This is a genomic window from Hymenobacter monticola, assembly GCF_022811645.1.
GTDB classification, from domain to species: domain Bacteria; phylum Bacteroidota; class Bacteroidia; order Cytophagales; family Hymenobacteraceae; genus Hymenobacter; species Hymenobacter monticola.
Map to the genome: position 1 here is coordinate 357,216 of NZ_CP094534.1, position 18,629 is coordinate 375,844.

The following is an 18,629-nucleotide window of genomic DNA, read 5'->3' on the forward strand; positions in this document are numbered from 1 at the left end:
TTTGCGCGTTCAGGAGACAGCGCCCCAACAAAACGGTGCAAGAACAGACCAAAAGAAACGGTCATGCTGAGCGCAGCCGAAGCATCTCTACCGCAGTAGTAAACCTAACTACTTGCGCGGTAGAGATGCTTCGGCTGCGCTCAGCATGACCGGTCTATTTTCCTATACTCATCCCGTTTACTACCCCAGATACGCCATATCCTCCGCGCTGAGCTGAATGTCTGCTGCGGCCAGGTTCTCGCGCAGGTGGGCCAGCGACGAAGTGCCCGGAATCGGCAGCAGCAGGGGCGACTTGTGCAGCAGCCAGGCAATGTTGAGCTGGGCTTCGGTCACGCCGCGCTGGCGGGCCAATTCGGCCAGCTTGTCGCCGGCTTTGGGCAGGCCGTGCACCAGCGAGAAGAAGGGCACCAGCGGGATGCCGTGCTGCTCGCACAGGGGCAGCACTTCGCCGCCGCGGGTTTCGCCGTGGCCGTCGTCGAGGGTGGTGCGCTGGGCGTAGCCGTACATGTTTTCCACGCTGGCTACTTCGCCCATTTGCAGGGCGGCGGTCAGCTCCTCGGGGGTCACGTTGCTCACGCCCACATGCAGAATTTTGCCTTCGCGCTGCATTTCGTACATCGCGCCCATCGACTCGGCAAAGGGCACGTCGCCGCCCGGCAACACCCGGAAGTGTACCAGCTGAATCTGCTCCTGACGCAGCGTGCGGAGGTTGTTTTCGATGCTGGTGCGCAGGTTTTCGGGGCGGGCGAAGGGAATCCAGCTTTTGTCGGGTTTGCGCGCGCCCCCCACTTTGGTGCAGATAACCAGGTCTTTCGCGTACGGATGCAGCGCCTCGGCAATCAGCCGGTTAGTTACGTCTTCGCCATAGTAGTCGGCGGTATCGATGAAGTTGACGCCGCTGGCCACGGCCGTTTTCAGGATTTCCAGGGCTTGCGGCCGGTCGGCCGGCTCGCCCCAAATGCCGGGGCCGGTGAGGCGCATGGTGCCGTAGCCCAGGCGGTTGACGGTGAGCGGATGGGCGGAATTAGGGGCAATGGTGATGGTGGAATGCATGGGGAATGGTTGATTGTGATTTGGATATGGGGTTTGTCTAGTCGTGCTGAACGCAGCAAAGCATCTTTACCGCTTCGTTCTACTGTGAGGCCTCACCCCCAGCCCCTCTCCCAAAGGAGAGGGGAGCCGGACGAAGCGGCAGAGGTGCTTCGGCTGCGCTCAGCATGACGTTCAGAAAGCTTGAAAACCTTAAGCAACCGCTACTAAAGCGTCGCTGCTACCAGGGAATCTCGCCGGTTTCCGGGTTAGTTTCCTCGCTGAACAGCTGGCCGGTGGGGCCGTTGGCATCTACCACGGCGTATTTCACCACGCGAGCGGCCGCATCGGGCACGGTGCCGGGGCCGCTGTGGCCGTTGAAATCGGTAGCGGTATAGCCGGGGTCCACGGCGTTCACCTTGAAGGGGGTGTCGCGCAGCTCGTAGGCCAGCGCCACGGTGTACATGTTGAGCGCGGCTTTGGACGAGTTGTAAGCCGCCGGCTTGACGTGGTAGTACCCCCAGGCCGGGTCTGCGTTCAGGGCAATGGAACCCAGGCTCGACGTTACGGTGACGATGCGGGGCTCGCTGGCCTGCCGCAGCAAGTCCAGAAAGGCCTGCGTCGTTTCCACCACGGCAAACACGTTGGTGTTGTACACCTCCTTAAACACGGCCACATCGGCCGCCGTGGCGGTTTGGGGAAAGCCGCCGCTGATGCCCGCGTTGTTGATGAGCACGTCCAGACCAGTGGCTTTCTGGCCAATGGCCTGCCGGGCGGCCCGGATGGAGGCGCTGTCGGTCACTTCAAGCTGCACAGGCTCTACTTGGGTCAGGCCTTCGGCGTGAAGCTGGGCCACGGCCTGCTGGCCATTTTCGAGGCTGCGGCTGCCGAGGTACACGTAATAGCCCTGCTGGAGCAGCTGGCGGGCCGTTTCGAAGCCTATGCTGCGGTTGGCGCCGGTAATGAGAGCGTATTTCATGAGGGGGACTATTGCTGCGTTGATTAACAGAACAAAGGTCCCCCACCCCACCACGGGGCGCTAACAGGATTCAAACGAAAGTGTAAGAAATTCAAACGCCCAGCTGGGCCGTCGCGCCCGCGTGCTCCTGGCTGAGCAGCGCGCGCAGGGCCGACGGCGAGGCGCCGGTGTGCTTCTTGAAGAAGTTGTTGAAATACGTGGGGTACTCAAACCCCAGCCCGTAGGCGATTTCGGCGGTGCTCCAACTTGTGTGCTGGAGCAGGGCCTTGGCCTCGCTCACCAGGCGTTCGGCAATGTGCGCCGAGGTGGGCTTGCCGGTGAGCTCGCGCACGGCCCGGTTGAGGTGGTTGACGTGCACGGAGAGCTGGCGGGCAAAGTCGCCCGGCGTGCGCAGCTTCAGCCCATGGGCGGGCGAGTCGATGGGAAACTGCCGCTCCAGCAGCCCCTGAAACAGCGCCACGATGCGGCTGGCGGCGTTGGGGTGCTGGTAGTAGGTGGCCTGGGGCTGCATCTTTAGGGCCTCATGAATGATGAGGTTCAAGTAGTTGCGCACCACTTCCTGCTGGTAGAGGTAGCCCGAGCCCATCTCCTGCAGCATCTTGGCAAACAGGTGGCTGAGGTCGGCGTACTGCGCCTCGTTCACCCAGTACACCGGGTCGGAGCCGAGGCGGAACAGCGGCGACTCCTGCAGGCTGGCGGCCCGGTCGTTCACAATGAGAAACTCTTCGGTGAACATGCACAGGTAGCCGCCCTGCTCCTCCGACACCCGCTCCCAGGAATAGGGAATGAGCGGGTTGGAAAACACCAGCGCGGGCCGGTCGATGAGCACGCCGCGGCTGGCGTAGTTGTAACGGCTGGTGCCCGTGAGCAGCGCCACCTTATAGTAATCGCGCCGCCCAAACGTCAGGCTGCGGTAATTGAACTGCTCGCGGGTATAGACGTTCACGCGGCCCGACGCGACGAGGGGAGGCAGCTGGGCGGCGGGGGTGTTTGCGCCGGCTGGGGCGGGCAAAACGGCAGGCGGCGGGGTGGGCATGGGCATGTTTCAAAAGTAAACAAATCAAACCAACGCTAAGCTTCGCCTAGCCCAACGCACAGCATTGGAAACAGGCGCTACCGGCTTTGGTTCTGGCACCGGCCGCTTGCCCGCAGCGGCCAGACCCGCCCGCAACCCGGGCGCAAACCCGCCCCGTATAGCCGGCTATGCCCGATACGCCCCACTCCCCCACCCGCCCCGACCAAGACGAGCCGGAACTGACGCCTTCGGGCGCGCCCATCTACCGCCACGAAGAAGCGGCTCCGTTTGAGCTGGCCGATGGCGACGAAACCACCATTGCGGCCATTTCCGACCACATCGAGCGCCACCTGGGGCCGGTGAGCGGCGTGTACCACGAAATCCTGTCCGACAAGGTGCACCTCGACGTGCACGTGGTGCCGCCCAGCGCCGACTTCCCCTTCTACACGCTCGTCACCTCGGGCATGAGCGACCGGCCCATGGCCGTGCCGCCCGGCGCCCCAATCGACGAAGCTCCGCCCTACGCCGAGCTGTGCATCCTGCTGCCCAGCACCTGGAACATCCCGCAGGATTCGGCCGAAGTAGCCGAGGCTTTTGAGGATGAAAACGTGTACTGGCCCATCCGCTGGCTGAAAATGCTGGCCCGCCTGCCGCACGAGTACGGCACCTGGCTGGGCTTCGGCCACACCATCCCCAACGGCGAAGACGCCGCGCCCTTCTCCGACGAAACCGAGCTGGGCTGCATGCTCCTGCTCACGGCCCTGAGCCTGCCCGAAGAATTTCAGACGCTGGAAATCAGCCCCGAAAAGACGGTGCAGTTCTACACCCTCTACCCCATTTACCGCGAAGAAATGGACCTGAAAATGGAGCAGGGCGCCGATGCCCTCATCGACCGCTTTGAGGAGTATAACATCGGCGACGTGCTGGACCTGACCCGGCTGAACACGGCGCTCTAGCGGCTTGCAGTGCACAACAACGTTTGGCTCACATCCACCCACCATTCCTCATGTCTGATTCTTCCACTGTCACCATTGCCCTCAGCAAGCGCAAGCTGACTTACTCGCTGATTGGAGCGTTGGTTTTTATGGCGTTGGGCCTGTGGTTCAGCGTGCGGCCTAATGACTGGCTGGGTAACCCCTTTCTGCACACGCCGGCTTGGATACGGGCCTTTGGCCTGCTGGCGCTGGTGTTTTTCGGCATCCTGGCGTTTTTTGTCCTTAAGAAAATGCGCGACCCGAACCCCGGACTGGTGGTCACGGCCGAAGGACTGGTTGACAATGCCAGCGGCCTGGTGGGCGGGCTCATTCCCTGGGCCGACGTAGCGGGCATCCGCGAGCTGGAGATAATGCGGCAGAAGATGGTGATGGTGATGCTGCGCGACCCCGAAGCGTACATCAGCCGGCAGCCCAATTCCTTCAAACGCCAGCTGATGAACACCAATTTCAAATCATACGGCTCGCCCATAAACATATCGGCTAACGCATTGGAGTACTCGTACCCGGAACTGCTCAAGCTGCTCATTACCCGACTCACAATGCACCAGTCGGGCAAGTAAACGCCGAGGCCGAAACTAAAAGCGGCCGAAGCTACGGGAGCTTCGGCCGCTTTTAGTTTCGGCCTCCTCCATCCAGATGCTTCGGATTCCACCGCCATTTGGCAATGTCCCAGGATTCACCGGCCCACGTTTCTAACGTTTCCTCAGGCTGGCCACCAAGCTCCTGCAGTGCAAATAAGGCCGACTCGTGCAAGTATTCATTCGAGTTAGGGCGATTTCTCCATACACTCACATCAAACGGATAGAAAAATAAGACGTAAGAATTTGAGTAATGCATCACGCTGATTTCCATTGATGTGATGGGGCTTATCAAATGCCAAAGTCCCCCTTCACTCTCAACAGGGTCACAATTGAGCAGCAAACCCGTAACCTCGAATAATTTAAGCAGCACAGCGTCAATTGCCGGGAGTTCGCATTCAAATTTCACCTGACTATTATAAGGAGCGGCCATAAAGAGTAGCTTCGTTTGGGCCTCAAGATACAGAAAACGCCAAGGCAGCTGATGCTATGGGAGCTTCAGCCTCTTTTTGCGTTTCAGTAGCACGAAGGCTACTGCCCAACCCGAAACACCTTGCCGTGCTGGTAGCGGTAGCGGCCAGCCGGCAGCGGCGTCATTTCATCACAATTATCATTGGACCCAATGTGCCTGATTGGTCCCAATTCAATATCACGTTTGAGTTTGATAGAACGCGTACACCCTGCGTTTTTTTCTTGGGTCTAGTCATGCCTCCGTAGCTCAGCAACTATCTCCGAATAAGGCCGGTCAAAAATCATATCATTGCGTCCAAATTCTTCATCTCCCTCCTCTACCAACGCATTCAGCAATAACAGGGGCGTGCGGGTCACATCTAATACAATTGCCCGCCGTTGGGACGAACCGGAGCGATTGCCATATACCGACCACTGGATATTGATTAATAGCTCTGGCGCTCCCCGATGGTCAAGGTTGGCGGTATCGAGCGTAAATACCGCGTCTTCTAAGTGGCCATAATAAAGGTCCGGAAAATCCAGGCTCACCTCCCGCCACTGTCGCGCAGTTGGGGAAGCTCTGTAGAGCAGCCGGGGTGGCTCGCCGTGTGCTCGCACTTGCACAAAGTTCTGGAGCAAGGTATCCACCCTCACCTCGTTTCTGGCGCTATAGCGCCATTCGGTCGTGTCGAGCCATTCGTTGATATCAACAGAGCGACTATCCAACTTTACCGGTCCCAGGCCGTCAAGGAGTTCCCGGCGGGGAACCTCTGTATCCGGTTTTCTGGTGGTACGTGGGGCAACAGGAGTAGCCTTTGCTACCGGGCTGTCGGCGAGCTGAACCGCTTTGGCCGCGGCAACCACTTCCTCAATGGTGCGGGGGCGCTTTCGCTCGCAGGCCAGCAGCGAAAGCAATACGGCCGCTCCCATTAGGAAGCGGCCGTATCGAGTGGTGTCAAAAAGCCACATGATAGCCCTGGCTTTTCGGATTACATGTGAATGGCCCGGTTCTCCGTAGCCGCCAAACACGCTTCTTTCATGGCCTCGGCGTAGGTGGGGTGCGAGTGGCTCATGCGGGCCACGTCCTCGGCGGAGGCGCGGAATTCCATGGCGGTCACGGCTTCGGCGATGAGGTCGGCGATGCGCGGGCCAATCATGTGCACGCCCAGGATTTCGTCGGTGGTTTTGTCGGCCAGCACCTTCACGAAGCCGTCGGTGTCGCCGCTGGCGCGGGCCCGGCCGCTGGCTTTGAAGGGGAACGAGCCCACTTTGTAGGCCTTGCCCTGCTCCTTGAGTTGCTCTTCGGTGTAGCCCACGCCGGCCACTTCGGGCCAGGTGTACACCACGCCGGGGATGAGCAGGTAGTTGATGTGCGGCTTCTGGCCCACGATGGTTTCGGCCACGAACACGCCTTCTTCCTCGGCCTTGTGGGCCAGCATGGCGCCCCGAATGACGTCGCCGATGGCATAGATGCCGGGCACGTTGGTTTGCAGGTGCTCGTCGACCTTGATGCGGCCGCGCTCTTCCATCTGCACGCCGGCGGCTTCCAGGTTGAGGCCGGCGGTGTAGGGCACGCGGCCCACGGCCACGAGGCAGTAGTCGCCTTCAAACTTCACTTCCTCGCCCTTGGCGTTGGTGGCCGTCACGGTCACGTTGTCGCCGTCGCGGGTGGCGCCGGTCACTTTGTGCGAGAAGAAGAATTCGATGCCGATTTTGCCTAGCACCCGCTTCAATTCCTTGCCCAGGCCGCGGTCCATGGTCGGGATGATGCTGTCCATGAACTCCACCACACTCACTTTGGCGCCGAGGCGGGCGTACACGGAGGCCATTTCGAGGCCAATCACGCCGCCGCCAATTACAATCATGTGCTTGGGCACTTCGCGGATGTTCAGGGCCTCGGTGCTGGTGATGATGCGCTCCTTGTCCTGGGCGATGAACGGCAGCACCGTGGGCTTGGAGCCGGTGGCGATGATGACGTTTTTGGTTTCAATCTGCTGGGCCTCGCCGCCTTCGCGGGGCACAATGCTGATGTGGTTTTTATCAATGAATGAACCCACGCCGGTGATGACGTCGATTTTGTTCTTCTTCATCAGGTAGGAGATGCCGTCCACGTTGGCCTTCACCACGCCGGCCTTGCGGTCAATCATGCGGTTCATGTCCACCGTCAGGTTTTCCAGGCCGATGCCGTGGTCGGCAAAGGCGGTGTGGGCGTTGTGGTAATGCTCCGACGAGTCGAGCAGGGCCTTGCTGGGGATGCAGCCCACGTTGAGGCAGGTGCCGCCCAGGGTGGGGTATTTCTCGATGATGGCCGTTTTGAGGCCGAGCTGAGCGCAGCGGATGGCCGCTACATAGCCGCCGGGGCCGGAGCCGATGACGGTGACGTCGTATTGATTCATGAGCCGGAGGTTCGGTGATTGTTCGCGCCGCGAAGGTAAGGCACAGCGCATGCGGGTGGTGCACCAAAGAACGACTGGCCGCGGGCGGCTGGCATTCCCGGTACGGCTTGACAACAATCCAGGAAGCATTTTGGCTCACGGCTCACTACCGCCAGGTGGTTGTTCACATACCACCTGCCGCTGTTGACTACCAAAGCTTGGCGGGCGCGAGGACATGGGATTATTTCGGCTACTGCTTTCACTTGCGCCTACGCTATGAAATACCTGTATCTGCTTGCCGCCAGCCTGTTGGCCACCACTTCCGCCCTGGCCCAAACCACGCCCGGCGGGGTGCGCATCGGCACACCCGGCGCCCCTGATGCCGCCGCCGCCCTCGACATCTCGGCCACGGGCAAGGGCCTGCTCATCCCGCGCATGGACTCGGCCACCCGCGCCGGCATTGCCGCGCCGCCCGATGGACTGATGGTGTTCCAGACCGACGGCCGCCAGGGTTTCTGGTACTGCGTGGGCGGCGCCTGGCTTTACATCCCCGACAAAACCCGCTCGGGCGACAACCTGGGCAACCACACGGCCACCCGCAACCTCAACCTGGCCAATAACCGGCTGGTGGGCGGCTCGGCGACGACTCCCGGTGTGTCCGGCCTGCGCATCGATGGCAACGGGTTGGTCCGCCTCTCCATGCAAGGCGTTCGCCCCAGCGGCAACTACGACAACGGGCTGGGCCTGCACGTACTGGATGCCGATGCCGGCTTCCTGGTGCGGACGGGCATCGGCCTCGGCCCCTTGACGCCGCCCGCAACCGGCCAGGGCGACCGGCTGATGTGGTCCTCCTTCTACAGCGCGCTACGGGCCGGCGGGGTAGATGGCGCGCAGTGGGACGGCAGCAACCTGGGGTTTTATTCGGCGGCTTTTGGCTACAACACGCTGGCCGCCGGCAATTACAGCTTAGGAGCCGGCTACGGCATTGCCGTGCGCGGCAGCTACAGCGCCGCCCTGGGCTACGTCAACGCAATCGACTTCACCTCGTCAGCGGCGTTTGCTTTTGGCCGCAATTGCCGCATCAAGGGCAACTACAGCGTGGCCGGGGGCTTCTTCAGCAAGGCGCAGGGCAACCTATCGCTGGCCTGGGGCGAGCGGTGCAACGCCAACGCCAACAACGCCATTGCCCTGGGCCGCTTCGCCTCGGCCAATGCCAGGACCGGCACGCTCGTGCTGGCCGATGCGGCCGGCAACGACTCGCTGCGGGCCTCGGCCAACAACCAGTTTTCGGCCCGCTACGTGGGCGGCTACCGCCTCTACACCAACATAGCCCAGACCGTGGGCGTGCAGATAGCGGCCGGGGGCAACTCCTGGACGGTCATTTCCGATTCGACTAAAAAGGAGCTGCGCCGCCTAGCCGACGGCAACCGGTTCCTGGCCCGCATCGATGGCATGCGCCTGGGCTCGTGGAATTACAAGGGCCAGGACCCCGGCACCATGCGCCACTACGGCCCCATGGCGCAGGATTTTTACGCCGCCTTCGGCCACGACGGCGTGGGCACCATCGGCAACGACAGCACCATCAACCAGTCGGATTTCGACGGCGTGAACCTCATTGCCATCCAGGCCCTCTACCGCCGCGTGCGGGCACTGGAAGCCGAAAATGCCGCCCTGCGCCGCCAGCAGCCGGCGCCTGCGGCCCAGGCCGCGGCCGCGGCGGCGTTGGAAGAGCGCCTGCGCCGCCTTGAAGCGCTGGTGGGCGGGCAGGCCCAGCGGTAGCCCTGAGGCTTTAGTCGACCAGCACGCCGATGTAGAAGTTGAAGGTGTCGACTTCCAGCGTTTCGCGGGTGGCGCCAGCCAGCTCCTTTATTTCCGCGAAGCGGGCCGTGGGCTTAATAAACCGGTACTCGCCGCCTTTTACCCGCACGCGCACCGGCATGTCGAACTTCTCCACCTCGCTCACCCAGCGGGCCAGGGTTTTGCCGTCTTCGAAGCGGATTTCGAGGATGGGCAGGCTGGCGTGACGCAGGTACTGGTCGAAGACTTTGGTGAAATCCTGGCCGCTTTCGCGGTTGAGGTAGTCCATCACCTGCTGGCCGGTCACGGTCTGGTGGTAGAAGGTGCTGGAAAGGCCACGCAGGATTTGGCGCCACTTCTCGTCGTTGTTGAGGATGGTGCGCAGGGTGTTGAGCATGGCGCTGCCCTTGTCGTACATGTCGCCCGAGCCTTCCTTGTTCACGCCGTAGGGGCCGATGATGGGCCCGTCATTCTGGATATTGCGGCGCTGGCCGTGCACGTATTCCTGGCCGGCCTGCTTGCCGAACTGGCCTTCCGTAAACAAGGCTTCGGAGTAGCAGGTAAAGCTTTCGTGCACCCACATGTCGGCAATGTCCTTGGTGGTAATGTTGTTACCGAACCACTCGTGGCCGCTTTCGTGGATGATGATGAAGTCCCACTTGTCGCCCCAGCCGGTGTTGCTGCGGTCGCGGCCCAGGTAGCCGTTCTGGTACTTGTTGCCGTAGGCCACGGCGCTCTGGTGCTCCATACCGAGGTGGGGCGCATCGACGAGCTTGTAGCCGTCCTGGTACCAGGGGTAGGGCCCGAACCAATGCTCCATTGATTTCAGCATGGGCTTCACGTTGGCGGCAAACTGCGTTTTGGCCTTGGCCACGTTCTCGGGCAGCACCCAGTAGTCAAGGGTAAGCAAGCCCTTCTCACCCTGGTAGGAGTCCGAAAAGTGCTGGTAGTCGCCCACGTTCAGGGCCACGTCGTAGTTGTTGATGGGGTTGCGCACGGCCCAGTCGAAGCGGGTATAGCCGTCTTTCAGCTTGGTGGTTTTGCGCAGGCGGCCGTTCGACACGTCTTTCAAACCATTCGGCACGCTGATGCTGATGAGCATGGAGTCTACCTCGTCGGCCTGCTGGTCTTTGGTGGGCCACCAGATGCTGGCGCCCGTGCCCTGGCAGGCGGTGGCCACCCAGGGCTTGCCCGCAGCATCCTGCGTGAAGACCATGCCACCGTCCCAGGGCGCTTTTTTCGCCACCGTGGGGTTGCCGGAGTAATACACCGTAAACTCGTCGCGGCTGCCCTTGGCAATAGGCTTGGGGAAAGTGACAAACACGGCGTTGGCCTCGCGGGTGAAAGGCACGTCCTTGCCCTTGTAGAGCACCTTCTCCACCTTCAGGTTGGCAAACAAGTCGAACTGCAGCCGCGTGAAATCCTGCGCGGCCGTGAAGCGGAACAAGTTGGAGCCGCTGATAAAGCGCTGGGCCGGGTCCAGCTTCACGTCGAGGTGGTAGTAGTTGAGGTCGTAGCAGGTGCGCAGCGGCGTGGTGAGGCTGCCCCGCAGCGAGTCGGCGCGGGTATAGGCAACGGGCTTGGGCTGCAGGAGTTGGGCTTGCGCGGCAGGCACAGCAGCGGCCAGCAGCAACAGCAGAACCAGAAGTTTCTTTTTCATACCGCAAAGCAACGACGGAGCGACGGTTTAGCCCGGCTACCCCCCCCGGCCCCTCCCCTCCGGGGGAGGGGTGTGTTCTGACGCACGCAGACGACTGGCACCCTTCCCCGGAGGGGAGGGGCCGGGAGTGGGGTCATGTGGCGCCGTACTTTTGCGCCCTCTGTTTCCAACCCAACATGTCCGAACCTACTCCGGCCGCGCCCTCGCGGGCCGCGCTGCTCACCGCTTTTGCGCTGGTCTACCTCATCTGGGGCTCTACTTATGTGGTGATGAAATTTGCCGTGGCCACCATGCCGCCGCTGCTCATGGCCGGCACGCGCTACGCGCTGGCGGGCGGCCTGCTGTACCTGTTCATGCGCGGGCGGGGCGAGCCGGCGCCCACGTGGCGGGGCTGGGGCTTCGCAGCGCTTATTGGCATTTGCTTGCTGGGGTTTGGCAACGGCGGTACCACGCTGGGTGTGGTGTATCTGCCGAGCAGCATCACGGCGCTGCTGGTGGCCACGGTGCCCATGTTTCTGGCGGTGCTGGGGTGGCTGAGCGGCATCTCGCCCCGGCCCGGCAAGTGGGTAGCACTGGGGCTGGGCGCGGGCATGGCGGGGCTCTACCTGCTGGTGGCTCACACCAAAGCCGGCGCTGTGAAGCAGCCTGGCCACACCGGCCTGGGCGTGTTTTCGGTACTGCTGGCCTCGCTGGTGTGGGCCATCGGCTCGCTCTACGCCAAAAACCACCGGCCGGCGCCCTCGCCCTTCCTGTCTGGCGGCATGCAGATGCTGTGCGGCGGCGTGGTGATGGTGGTGGTGGGCTTGCTGAAGGGCGAAGCCACGGGGTTCGAGCTGGCCCAGGTCTCGGCCCAGTCGTGGTGGGCGTATGCGTACCTGGTCACGTTTGGGTCCATCGTGGCGTTTACGGCCTACATCTGGCTGCTGCGCGTGGTGGAGCCGGCCCTGGCGGGCACCTACGCCTTCGTGAACCCGGTGGTGGCCGTGCTGCTGGGCTGGGCTTTCGCCGGCGAGGTGCTGAATCCCCAGATGCTGGGCGGCGCGGCGCTCATCGTGCTGGCCGTGGTGCTGGTGGTGCTGGGCGGGCGCCGAAAAACGTCCAGCTAATGGTTGGTTGAGGCTGCGAGCCCGAACCCCACGCCGTTCGGCCGGGGCGCGGACTCGCAGCATTCAAGCTACAGCGGGTGCCACTCGCTGGCGGCCGGGCGCTGGGCCCCAATCAGGGCCGAGCCGCCGGCCAGTACCAGCGCATCTTCGCCCACCCCTACCAGCGCAATGGGCACGCCCGCCTTCTCGCTGATGCCCGTGCGCAGGGCGTAGCTCACAATGGTGGAGACAAATGCCACCGCTGCCCCCAGCAGCCCGCCGCCCAGCGCGCTGCCGTGCCGCGAACGGTACCAGGCCGCCCCCACCAGCGCTCCGCTCACCAGCCGGCCTGTCATCACAGGCAGGGCAATGCGGTCGGGGGTGCCGGGCAACTTGTCGGCCACGATTTCGCCAGCGGCAACGGCTTTCAGCAAGCTGGCAGTGACGGGCTTTTGCAGCAGGCGCAACGAAGAGCCGGCCAGGCCGCTGCTGGGCTGGCGCGACAAATAGTGGCTTAGGAACGCGGGCGCACTCATGCTGCGCATGCCGGCCAGGGTGGCAAACCCCACGGCGGGCCAGAACTTGGCCGGCCGGCGAGAATAGCGTTTGGATGGTTTCATATGGAAAGAGGGATGTGGCCTGTTAAACGGTATCGGGCGCGCCTAGGTCATGGGTTGGTTCATAAAATCGGCCCAACCGCTCAGACGCCTTTTACCCTGTTGCTCATAATTCAGAGCCCGATGAGCCCCGATGGCATTGGTGTACGCCGGAGTCTTCATCCCTCATCCTCTCCACAACATAAAACGCTACAACAAAAAAAGGCCCGTCCGATACCGGACGGGCTTTTTCGTGGGCATTAACAGCACCTGTCGTGCTTAGTTAATATCGTCGGCGTGCGTGCGCAGCACCTCGCGGGCAATGGCCAGGTTGGTTTCGCGCGCGTTCACGGCCAAATAAATAAACTTGTTGCCGGCCGCATTCAGCTTGATGAGGTGCAGCTGGTTGGTGAGGGTGATGAGGATGTCCTCAATCCGCTCACCGGTCAGCTTCAGGGCCGACATGGCTTTCTGCTTTTGCTTCACCACTTCGGTGTTGTAGGCAGCGGCGGTTTCGGGGTTCACGGTGGGCGAGTTGGAGTGCGAAGCCAGAGCCATGCCCGAGTTCACATCAACCACGGCCACGGCCACCAGGCTCGGCAAATCGTTGATAATTGCTTCGACTGCCTTTCCGGCAGGACTGTTTGTAGAGTAGGCCATATCGGCTATTGGGGAAGGGGAATTGAGGGAAGAAGATTCTTGAGGCTCATTCGCAAACCGTCTGCGGTAAGTCTTCGCTTTCACTAGGATAAGGCCGCTGAGGCCGGCAACTAAATAGGTAGTAGGTAGAATGAAGCAGCAAGTAGTCCGAATGCGATGCCCTGGCAGTAAAACCTCGCCCTGCTGACTACTTGCTTCTCGCGATTAGAAAAACAGCCAGTGCTTGCGCTTGGCGCGGGGCTGCAGCGTCACGCCCTGGGCGGCCACGTCGGTGGCTTTCAGCTCCTGGTCGTGGTAGCCGGCGTAGCCGTACTGCAACGTGGCGCTGGCGACGGTGCCAGCCGTCATGCGCAGCGAATAGTTGCCATTGGCGTCGGTGCTCACGCCCTGGGCGGTGCCTTTGCGCAGCACGGTGGCGCCCACCAGGGGCTGCCCGGCTTCGTCGAGGATGCGGCCGCTCACGGTCACGAGGCGGTTGGCGTTGGCAGTTGCTTCGGCAGCGGCCGTGCTGGCCTCGGCCAGGGCCGTCATTTCGGGCAGCGACACCGGTACGGCGGGCGTGCTGTGGGAAGGCAGGCGGGTGCCGGCCATCGACACGCCGGCCACCAGCGCGGCCACGCCCACCATCGAGAAGGCCCGGCGGCGGAAGCGCTGCGGCTGCTCGCGGATGAACAGCAGCTGCTTCTGCACCCAGGTGGTGGGGGCGGCGGCTTCGGCCTCCAGGGTGGCCATCTCGTGCCAGCGCGACACGGTGGTGTGGGCCTGTGTGGCGTCCTTGCGGAGGTAGTCTTCCACGGCACGGGCCGAGGAGCGGGCCAGGTCGCCGCGCAGGTAAGCGTCGCGGTACACCGGCAGCAGTTCGCCGGTTTGCGGGTCAAATGGAGTAGCGGTAAGCTTCATTTGATGAACAGAAAAAAAGGGTGAGAAAAGAAACGGTGTGGCTTACCGGCCAGCCACGGGCCAAATTCCAGCTACTTACTGCCCCCGCCTCGCGGGCTCCAGCAGCGTCAGGCCGCCGCGCATCACCTCGCGGGCAATGGCCAGGTTGGTATCGCGCGAGTCCACGGCGAGGTACACAAACCACTGCCCCGTGGGCACCAGCCGCAGCAAGTGCAGCTGCGAGGGCAGCGTAAACACCATTTCTTCCACTTGCTCGCCCGCCATGCCCTGGGCCCGCAGCCCGGCCTGCACCTGCCGCACCGCCTCGGCGTTGAACCCGGCCACCGCGCCCGGCCGCAGGTCGCGGTCGACGGTGTAGGTGGCCAGGGGCTTGCCCGAGGCCACTTCCACCACGGCCGCCATCAGCAAATCGGGCAGCTCGGCCAGCAGGTGCCGCATGGTGCGTTCAATGGCAGCGCCGGCCGGCCCAGCGGGGGCCAACAATTCCACTTCGTGGGCCGCCGGACCGGCCAGGCGCTGCAATTGCTTGAGAAAGGGGATTTTCATGAGGCGCGGGGTGGGCCGTCCCGGCTGGTGCTGCGGCCGGGGCCCGTGGGTAGTCGGGCCCGGTCGCAATGCGTGGTGAACGTCGGCGGCCTGAGCCGCCACAATCAGAACTAGTTCAGGCTGGCCGACGAGCTGCGCAGCACTTCGCGGGCAATGGCCAGGTTCGTTTCACGCGAGTTCACCACCAGGTAGATGAACTTGTTGCCGGCCAGCTTGATGAGGTGAAACTGGTTGGTGAGGGTGATGAGGATGTCCTCGATGTTTTCGCCGGTCAGCTTCAGCGCCGACATGGCTTTCTGCTTCTGCTTCACCACTTCGGTGTTGTAAGCGGCAGCGGTTTCGGGGTTGATGGCGGGCGAGTTGGAGTGCGAAGCCAGGGCCATGCCCGAGGTGATGTCGACAACGGCCACGGCCACGAGGCCCGGCAGGTCGTTCAACACGTCTTGTACTACTTTGCCAGCGGGGGAATTTGCGGAGTAAGCCATAATAAAGGAGAGGTTAAAAGAATGAGTGAGTTGTTGGATGCGGTTTTAAGCAATGATGGATTTCAATATTTCGCGGGCCAGCGCCAGGCTGGTGTCCTGCGCTTTCACGGCGAGGAACACAAACCATTGGCCGTTTTTAGCCAGTCGAATCAGATGCAATTGTTTTCGTAGCGGGATAAGGATGTCTTCGAGGCGTTCGCCGCGAGTGGCCAGCATGGCCAAGGCTTGCTGCTGTTGGCGCACCGTTTCGGCATGGTGGGTGGCCAGCGCCACAGGGTTGAAGCCCCGCCGCCGGCTTAGGTGCGCCAGGCAGTTTCCGGTGACCACCTCCACCACGGCAATGGTTGTCAGGGCGGGCAGCTGGCCGAGCACTTCTTTTATTACTTTTTTAATTTTAACCAGCGGAATTTCCGAAGCGTCAAGTGCCTCTTGATTCACCACCAGCCGCATACTTCCAAGGCGTTGAGGAAGCGTCTCGCTGGCGGCCGCTATAACATTCATTTAAAATAAGCTGAGGAATAAATAATAATATCAATCACATTAATTGCACTTTCAACATAATCTGTAGTGCCTGTTTCACATTACAAAGCTCCGCATTGCACTACCCCAATAAAAATGACTTACGTCACTTTTGAGAATGATTTACGTCAAACCAGAAACCAAGAGGCACGATTCATCGTAGGCGCTCGCTTTTTACAATTATAATTAATCCAATATTTTATTAAGCCCACTCAGGCTATCAATTGCCACGCAGCTCACCTACTCGCTGCCCAGCCGGGCAATGAGTCATAAGAACCCTTATTGGCATGGTTGGCGCGGCATGCGCTCGCAGCAGCCCAATGCTGCGCCGCTGCTAATCGTAGAGCGAAGCGATTTCGCTCAGGCGGTTGGGCTGCAGAATGGATACCAAACTGCCGCGGGTGGCAATGATGCCCGCCTCCTTGAAATCGGACAGCAGCCGGGTGGCCGTTTCCTTGGCCGTGCCCACCAGCGAGGCCAGGTCCTCGCGCGAGAAGCTCATGCTGAAGATTTCGGTGTCCTGCTCTTTCCGGAAAGTGTGGTAGAGCAGCAGCAGCGCCTCGGCCAGCCGCTCGCGCACGGGCTTGTAGGCCAGGTGCAGCATCTGCACCTCGGCGGCGCCCAGGGCTTTGGCCATCATCTGCATCAGCGAAGTGGAAAACTGCACGTTGGATTGCCACACCCGAAAGAAATCGGCTCGCGGGATGAAGCACACCACACAATCCTCCAGCGCCACGGCCGACGTGGAATACTTCGGCTCGGTGAGCAGCGACTGAAAGCCCAGCATATCGCCGTCCTTCGCTAGGCGCACAATCTGCTCTTTGCCGTCGCCGCCCGTTTTGGTCACCTTGATTTTGCCTTGGCTTACGCAGTGCAAACCCAACGACGGGGCGCCCTCCTGGAATATCCGCTGCCCTTTCTGGTAGCTCTGCGCGACTTTATTGCCCGAGATGAACTCCAACTCCTCCAGTTGGCAGCAACCCATAAGAGGGCCCTTGCGGTGCGGGCACTCCTGGCATTTCGGTGTAGTAAATTTTCCCATAGAAGAGCAGATGAATAGGCTTGCGCAACCCAAAGATACAACTTCGCTTAATAATTCAATTTTAATTAAAATTTTAATCGAGCGTTTAACCTCATTCAACCCCTAAATAACCGTTTCCAACGTCCAAAAATGAAAAAGGCCGATTCCCTTTTTGGGAACCGGCCTTTCAAAAATCCTAAATCCGGAATTAGATACCGAACAACATGCGCGTCGGGTCCTCGAGCAATTCCTTCACGCGCACCAAGAACGATACCGACTCGCGGCCGTCGATGATGCGGTGGTCGTAGCTCAGGGCGAGGTACATCATGGGGCGAATCACCACCTGGCCATTCTCGGCCACGGGGCGCTGGATGATGTTGTGCATGCCCAGAATGGCCGACTGCGGCGCGTTGATGATGGGCGTGCTGAGCATGGAACCGAACACGCCACCGTTGGTGATGGTGAACGTGCCGCCACTCATCTGCTCGATGGTGAGCTTGTTGTCGCGGGCCAGGCCGGCTAGGCGCACCACTTCCTTCTCAATGCCTTCGAAGCTCAGCTGTTCAGCGTTGCGAATCACGGGTACCACGAGGCCTTTCGGGGCCGAAACGGCAATGCTGATGTCGGCAAAGTCGGAATACACGATTTCGCCGTTGTCAATCTGGGCGTTCACGGCGGGCCACTCTTTCAGAGCGATGCACACGGCTTTGGTGAAGAAGGACATAAAGCCCAGTCCCACGCCGTTTTTCTCCTTGAACTTGTCTTTGAACTTATTGCGCAGGTCCATGATGGGCTGCATGTTCACCTCGTTGAAGGTGGTAAGCATGGCCGTTTCGTTCTTCACCGTCACCAAGCGGCGAGCCACCGTTTTGCGCAGGTTGCTCATGCGCTCGCGGCGCACTTCGCGGCTGCCACCAGCGGCAGGCACTGCGGCCGGAGCCGAAGCAGCCGGAGCTGCGGGAGCAGCAGCCGGGGCCGGTGCGGCCGGTTTGGCTTGGGCATTCTGCGCATCCTCTTTGGTGATGCGGCCGTCGCGGCCAGTACCGGCAACGTCGGCGGCGGCAATGCCTTTTTCACCCAGAATCTTGCCGGCGGCCGGCGAGGGCACACCGGTGGCATACGTAGCCGCACCACCAGCAGCGGGAGCCGAGGCCATTGCCGCCACGGGCGCAGCCGCCGGGGCGGGGGCAGCGGCAGCCGGGGCCGACGCGGCTGCGCCGCTACCACCCTCGATGCGCGCAATGATGGCGCCGATGCTAATGGTTTCGCCTTCCTTCACGGCGTGGCGCAGGGTGCCGGCGGCTTCGGCGGGCAGCTCAAAGGTGGCCTTGTCCGATTCCAGCTCGGCAATCACCTCGTCGCGACTCACTTGGGCACCGTCTTCTTTCAGCCACTTGGCCACGGTCACTTCGGTGATGGATTCACCTACGGCAGGAATTTTCATCTCCACCGAGCCACCGCCAGCCGCGGGTGCGGCGGCCGGAGACGCTGCTGGGGCACCAGGCGTGCTGGGGTCGTTGCTTTCTTTTCCGGCAGGCGCGCCGCCGTAGCCCGACTGGTCGCTGGCTTGGGGGTTTTGCTCGCCCTGGCTAACCGGGTCGGCGCTGGCAGCGGGCGCGGCGGCCGGGGCACCTGCCGGAGCGGGAGAAGGAGCAGCGCCGTCCAAATCGGCAATCACGGTGCCGATGCCGATGGTTTCGCCTTCGGCCACACGGATTTTGAGGACACCGTCGGCCTCAGCCGGCAGCTCAAACGTAGCTTTGTCCGATTCGAGCTCGGCGATAACCTCGTCGCGCTTCACGGCGTCGCCGTCTTTCTTGAGCCACTTCGCAATGGTGACTTCGGTGATGGATTCGCCAACGGCGGGAATTTTGATTTCGAGAGCCATGAGCAGGCGTTTGGGATTAGTCAGTTAAGAAGAAGTGTCGGGCAGGGAGAG

19 protein-coding genes are annotated in these 18,629 nt (G+C 61.7%); 4 read left to right on the top strand and 15 right to left on the bottom strand.

Annotated elements, in window-relative coordinates; all coding sequences use genetic code 11:
• Nucleotides 1-180: 180 nt before the first annotated feature.
• The 3 genes from MTP16_RS01615 to MTP16_RS01625 form a co-directional block, all read right to left on the bottom strand.
• Nucleotides 181-1,053 carry an aldo/keto reductase gene (locus MTP16_RS01615; RefSeq protein WP_243515360.1) on the bottom strand — a complete coding sequence of 291 codons (873 nt, stop codon included), beginning with the start codon at nucleotides 1,051-1,053 and terminating at the stop codon, nucleotides 181-183.
• 217 nt (nucleotides 1,054-1,270) lie between these two features.
• Nucleotides 1,271-2,008: an SDR family oxidoreductase gene (locus MTP16_RS01620; protein ID WP_243515363.1), complete on the bottom strand. Its 738-nt coding sequence runs from the start codon at nucleotides 2,006-2,008 to the stop codon at nucleotides 1,271-1,273.
• Between the two features lie 91 nt (nucleotides 2,009-2,099).
• Nucleotides 2,100-3,050 (bottom strand): helix-turn-helix domain-containing protein, encoded by a 951-nt coding sequence (locus tag MTP16_RS01625; protein ID WP_243515364.1) that lies wholly within the window; start codon nucleotides 3,048-3,050, stop codon nucleotides 2,100-2,102.
• Nucleotides 3,051-3,211: 161 nt separating this feature from the next.
• Here MTP16_RS01625 and MTP16_RS01630 point away from each other — a divergent pair, with 161 nt between their 5' ends.
• Entirely contained in the window at nucleotides 3,212-3,979 is a 768-nt protein-coding gene (locus tag MTP16_RS01630; protein ID WP_243515366.1) for a suppressor of fused domain protein, read from the top strand.
• Nucleotides 3,980-4,029: 50 nt separating this feature from the next.
• Nucleotides 4,030-4,578: an STM3941 family protein gene (locus MTP16_RS01635; protein ID WP_243515369.1), complete on the top strand. Its 549-nt coding sequence runs from the start codon at nucleotides 4,030-4,032 to the stop codon at nucleotides 4,576-4,578.
• Nucleotides 4,579-4,630: 52 nt separating this feature from the next.
• Here MTP16_RS01635 and MTP16_RS01640 read toward each other — a convergent pair whose 3' ends face one another.
• The 3 genes from MTP16_RS01640 to lpdA all read right to left on the bottom strand — a co-directional run bounded on the left by MTP16_RS01640 (nucleotide 4,631) and on the right by lpdA (nucleotide 7,442).
• Nucleotides 4,631-5,029 (bottom strand): hypothetical protein, encoded by a 399-nt coding sequence (locus MTP16_RS01640; protein ID WP_243515372.1) that lies wholly within the window; start codon nucleotides 5,027-5,029, stop codon nucleotides 4,631-4,633.
• Between the two features lie 266 nt (nucleotides 5,030-5,295).
• Complete coding sequence (locus MTP16_RS01645; RefSeq protein ID WP_243515375.1) at nucleotides 5,296-6,015, bottom strand: hypothetical protein; 720 nt, start codon at nucleotides 6,013-6,015, stop codon at nucleotides 5,296-5,298.
• A 20-nt stretch (nucleotides 6,016-6,035) separates the two neighbouring features.
• Nucleotides 6,036-7,442: a dihydrolipoyl dehydrogenase gene (gene lpdA, locus MTP16_RS01650; protein WP_243515378.1), complete on the bottom strand. Its 1,407-nt coding sequence runs from the start codon at nucleotides 7,440-7,442 to the stop codon at nucleotides 6,036-6,038.
• Between the two features lie 255 nt (nucleotides 7,443-7,697).
• Between lpdA and MTP16_RS01655 the strand changes: the two genes are divergently transcribed.
• The gene (locus MTP16_RS01655) at nucleotides 7,698-9,200 is read left to right on the top strand and encodes a tail fiber domain-containing protein (RefSeq protein ID WP_243515381.1); all 1,503 of its coding nucleotides are present in this window, start codon (nucleotides 7,698-7,700) and stop codon (nucleotides 9,198-9,200) included.
• Between the two features lie 10 nt (nucleotides 9,201-9,210).
• Here the strand turns inward: MTP16_RS01655 and MTP16_RS01660 are convergent, their stop codons facing one another.
• Entirely contained in the window at nucleotides 9,211-10,878 is a 1,668-nt protein-coding gene (locus MTP16_RS01660) for a M1 family metallopeptidase (protein ID WP_243515384.1), read from the bottom strand.
• A gap of 176 nt (nucleotides 10,879-11,054) precedes the next feature.
• Between MTP16_RS01660 and MTP16_RS01665 the strand changes: the two genes are divergently transcribed.
• On the top strand, nucleotides 11,055-11,984 hold the full coding sequence (locus MTP16_RS01665; protein ID WP_243515386.1) for an EamA family transporter: 930 nt from the start codon (nucleotides 11,055-11,057) through the stop codon (nucleotides 11,982-11,984).
• A gap of 68 nt (nucleotides 11,985-12,052) precedes the next feature.
• On the opposite strand, the gene MTP16_RS01670 is transcribed toward MTP16_RS01665, so the two are convergent.
• The 8 genes from MTP16_RS01670 to odhB form a co-directional block, all read right to left on the bottom strand.
• Nucleotides 12,053-12,583: a DUF4126 family protein gene (locus MTP16_RS01670; protein WP_243515388.1), complete on the bottom strand. Its 531-nt coding sequence runs from the start codon at nucleotides 12,581-12,583 to the stop codon at nucleotides 12,053-12,055.
• A gap of 255 nt (nucleotides 12,584-12,838) precedes the next feature.
• A complete protein-coding gene (locus tag MTP16_RS01675; protein WP_243515390.1) occupies nucleotides 12,839-13,219 on the bottom strand; it encodes a hypothetical protein in 381 nt (126 codons plus the stop codon).
• A gap of 204 nt (nucleotides 13,220-13,423) precedes the next feature.
• Complete coding sequence (locus MTP16_RS01680) at nucleotides 13,424-14,119, bottom strand: carboxypeptidase-like regulatory domain-containing protein (RefSeq protein ID WP_243515393.1); 696 nt, start codon at nucleotides 14,117-14,119, stop codon at nucleotides 13,424-13,426.
• A 75-nt stretch (nucleotides 14,120-14,194) separates the two neighbouring features.
• Entirely contained in the window at nucleotides 14,195-14,665 is a 471-nt protein-coding gene (locus tag MTP16_RS01685) for a hypothetical protein (protein WP_243515396.1), read from the bottom strand.
• Between the two features lie 110 nt (nucleotides 14,666-14,775).
• On the bottom strand, nucleotides 14,776-15,150 hold the full coding sequence (locus MTP16_RS01690; protein WP_243515399.1) for a roadblock/LC7 domain-containing protein: 375 nt from the start codon (nucleotides 15,148-15,150) through the stop codon (nucleotides 14,776-14,778).
• 45 nt (nucleotides 15,151-15,195) lie between these two features.
• A complete protein-coding gene (locus MTP16_RS01695) occupies nucleotides 15,196-15,651 on the bottom strand; it encodes a hypothetical protein (RefSeq protein WP_243515402.1) in 456 nt (151 codons plus the stop codon).
• A gap of 352 nt (nucleotides 15,652-16,003) precedes the next feature.
• Nucleotides 16,004-16,654: a Crp/Fnr family transcriptional regulator gene (locus tag MTP16_RS01700; protein WP_243515404.1), complete on the bottom strand. Its 651-nt coding sequence runs from the start codon at nucleotides 16,652-16,654 to the stop codon at nucleotides 16,004-16,006.
• Nucleotides 16,655-16,898: 244 nt separating this feature from the next.
• Nucleotides 16,899-18,578 (bottom strand): 2-oxoglutarate dehydrogenase complex dihydrolipoyllysine-residue succinyltransferase, encoded by a 1,680-nt coding sequence (gene odhB, locus MTP16_RS01705; protein WP_243515406.1) that lies wholly within the window; start codon nucleotides 18,576-18,578, stop codon nucleotides 16,899-16,901.
• Between the last annotated feature and the right edge of the window lie 51 nt (nucleotides 18,579-18,629).

Coding starts and splice junctions, on each gene's coding strand:
- MTP16_RS01690 (WP_243515399.1), bottom strand. CDS start 15,150: ATGGCTTACTCCGCAAATTCCCCCGCTGGCAAAGTAGTACAAGACGTG.
- MTP16_RS01640 (WP_243515372.1), bottom strand. CDS start 5,029: ATGGCCGCTCCTTATAATAGTCAGGTGAAATTTGAATGCGAACTCCCG.
- MTP16_RS01670 (WP_243515388.1), bottom strand. CDS start 12,583: ATGAAACCATCCAAACGCTATTCTCGCCGGCCGGCCAAGTTCTGGCCC.
- MTP16_RS01665 (WP_243515386.1), top strand. CDS start 11,055: ATGTCCGAACCTACTCCGGCCGCGCCCTCGCGGGCCGCGCTGCTCACC.
- MTP16_RS01685 (WP_243515396.1), bottom strand. CDS start 14,665: ATGAAAATCCCCTTTCTCAAGCAATTGCAGCGCCTGGCCGGTCCGGCG.
- MTP16_RS01645 (WP_243515375.1), bottom strand. CDS start 6,015: ATGTGGCTTTTTGACACCACTCGATACGGCCGCTTCCTAATGGGAGCG.
- MTP16_RS01655 (WP_243515381.1), top strand. CDS start 7,698: ATGAAATACCTGTATCTGCTTGCCGCCAGCCTGTTGGCCACCACTTCC.
- MTP16_RS01660 (WP_243515384.1), bottom strand. CDS start 10,878: ATGAAAAAGAAACTTCTGGTTCTGCTGTTGCTGCTGGCCGCTGCTGTG.
- odhB (WP_243515406.1), bottom strand. CDS start 18,578: ATGGCTCTCGAAATCAAAATTCCCGCCGTTGGCGAATCCATCACCGAA.
- MTP16_RS01625 (WP_243515364.1), bottom strand. CDS start 3,050: ATGCCCATGCCCACCCCGCCGCCTGCCGTTTTGCCCGCCCCAGCCGGC.
- MTP16_RS01620 (WP_243515363.1), bottom strand. CDS start 2,008: ATGAAATACGCTCTCATTACCGGCGCCAACCGCAGCATAGGCTTCGAA.
- MTP16_RS01700 (WP_243515404.1), bottom strand. CDS start 16,654: ATGGGTTGCTGCCAACTGGAGGAGTTGGAGTTCATCTCGGGCAATAAA.
- MTP16_RS01615 (WP_243515360.1), bottom strand. CDS start 1,053: ATGCATTCCACCATCACCATTGCCCCTAATTCCGCCCATCCGCTCACC.
- lpdA (WP_243515378.1), bottom strand. CDS start 7,442: ATGAATCAATACGACGTCACCGTCATCGGCTCCGGCCCCGGCGGCTAT.
- MTP16_RS01695 (WP_243515402.1), bottom strand. CDS start 15,651: ATGAATGTTATAGCGGCCGCCAGCGAGACGCTTCCTCAACGCCTTGGA.
- MTP16_RS01630 (WP_243515366.1), top strand. CDS start 3,212: ATGCCCGATACGCCCCACTCCCCCACCCGCCCCGACCAAGACGAGCCG.
- MTP16_RS01675 (WP_243515390.1), bottom strand. CDS start 13,219: ATGGCCTACTCTACAAACAGTCCTGCCGGAAAGGCAGTCGAAGCAATT.
- MTP16_RS01635 (WP_243515369.1), top strand. CDS start 4,030: ATGTCTGATTCTTCCACTGTCACCATTGCCCTCAGCAAGCGCAAGCTG.
- MTP16_RS01680 (WP_243515393.1), bottom strand. CDS start 14,119: ATGAAGCTTACCGCTACTCCATTTGACCCGCAAACCGGCGAACTGCTG.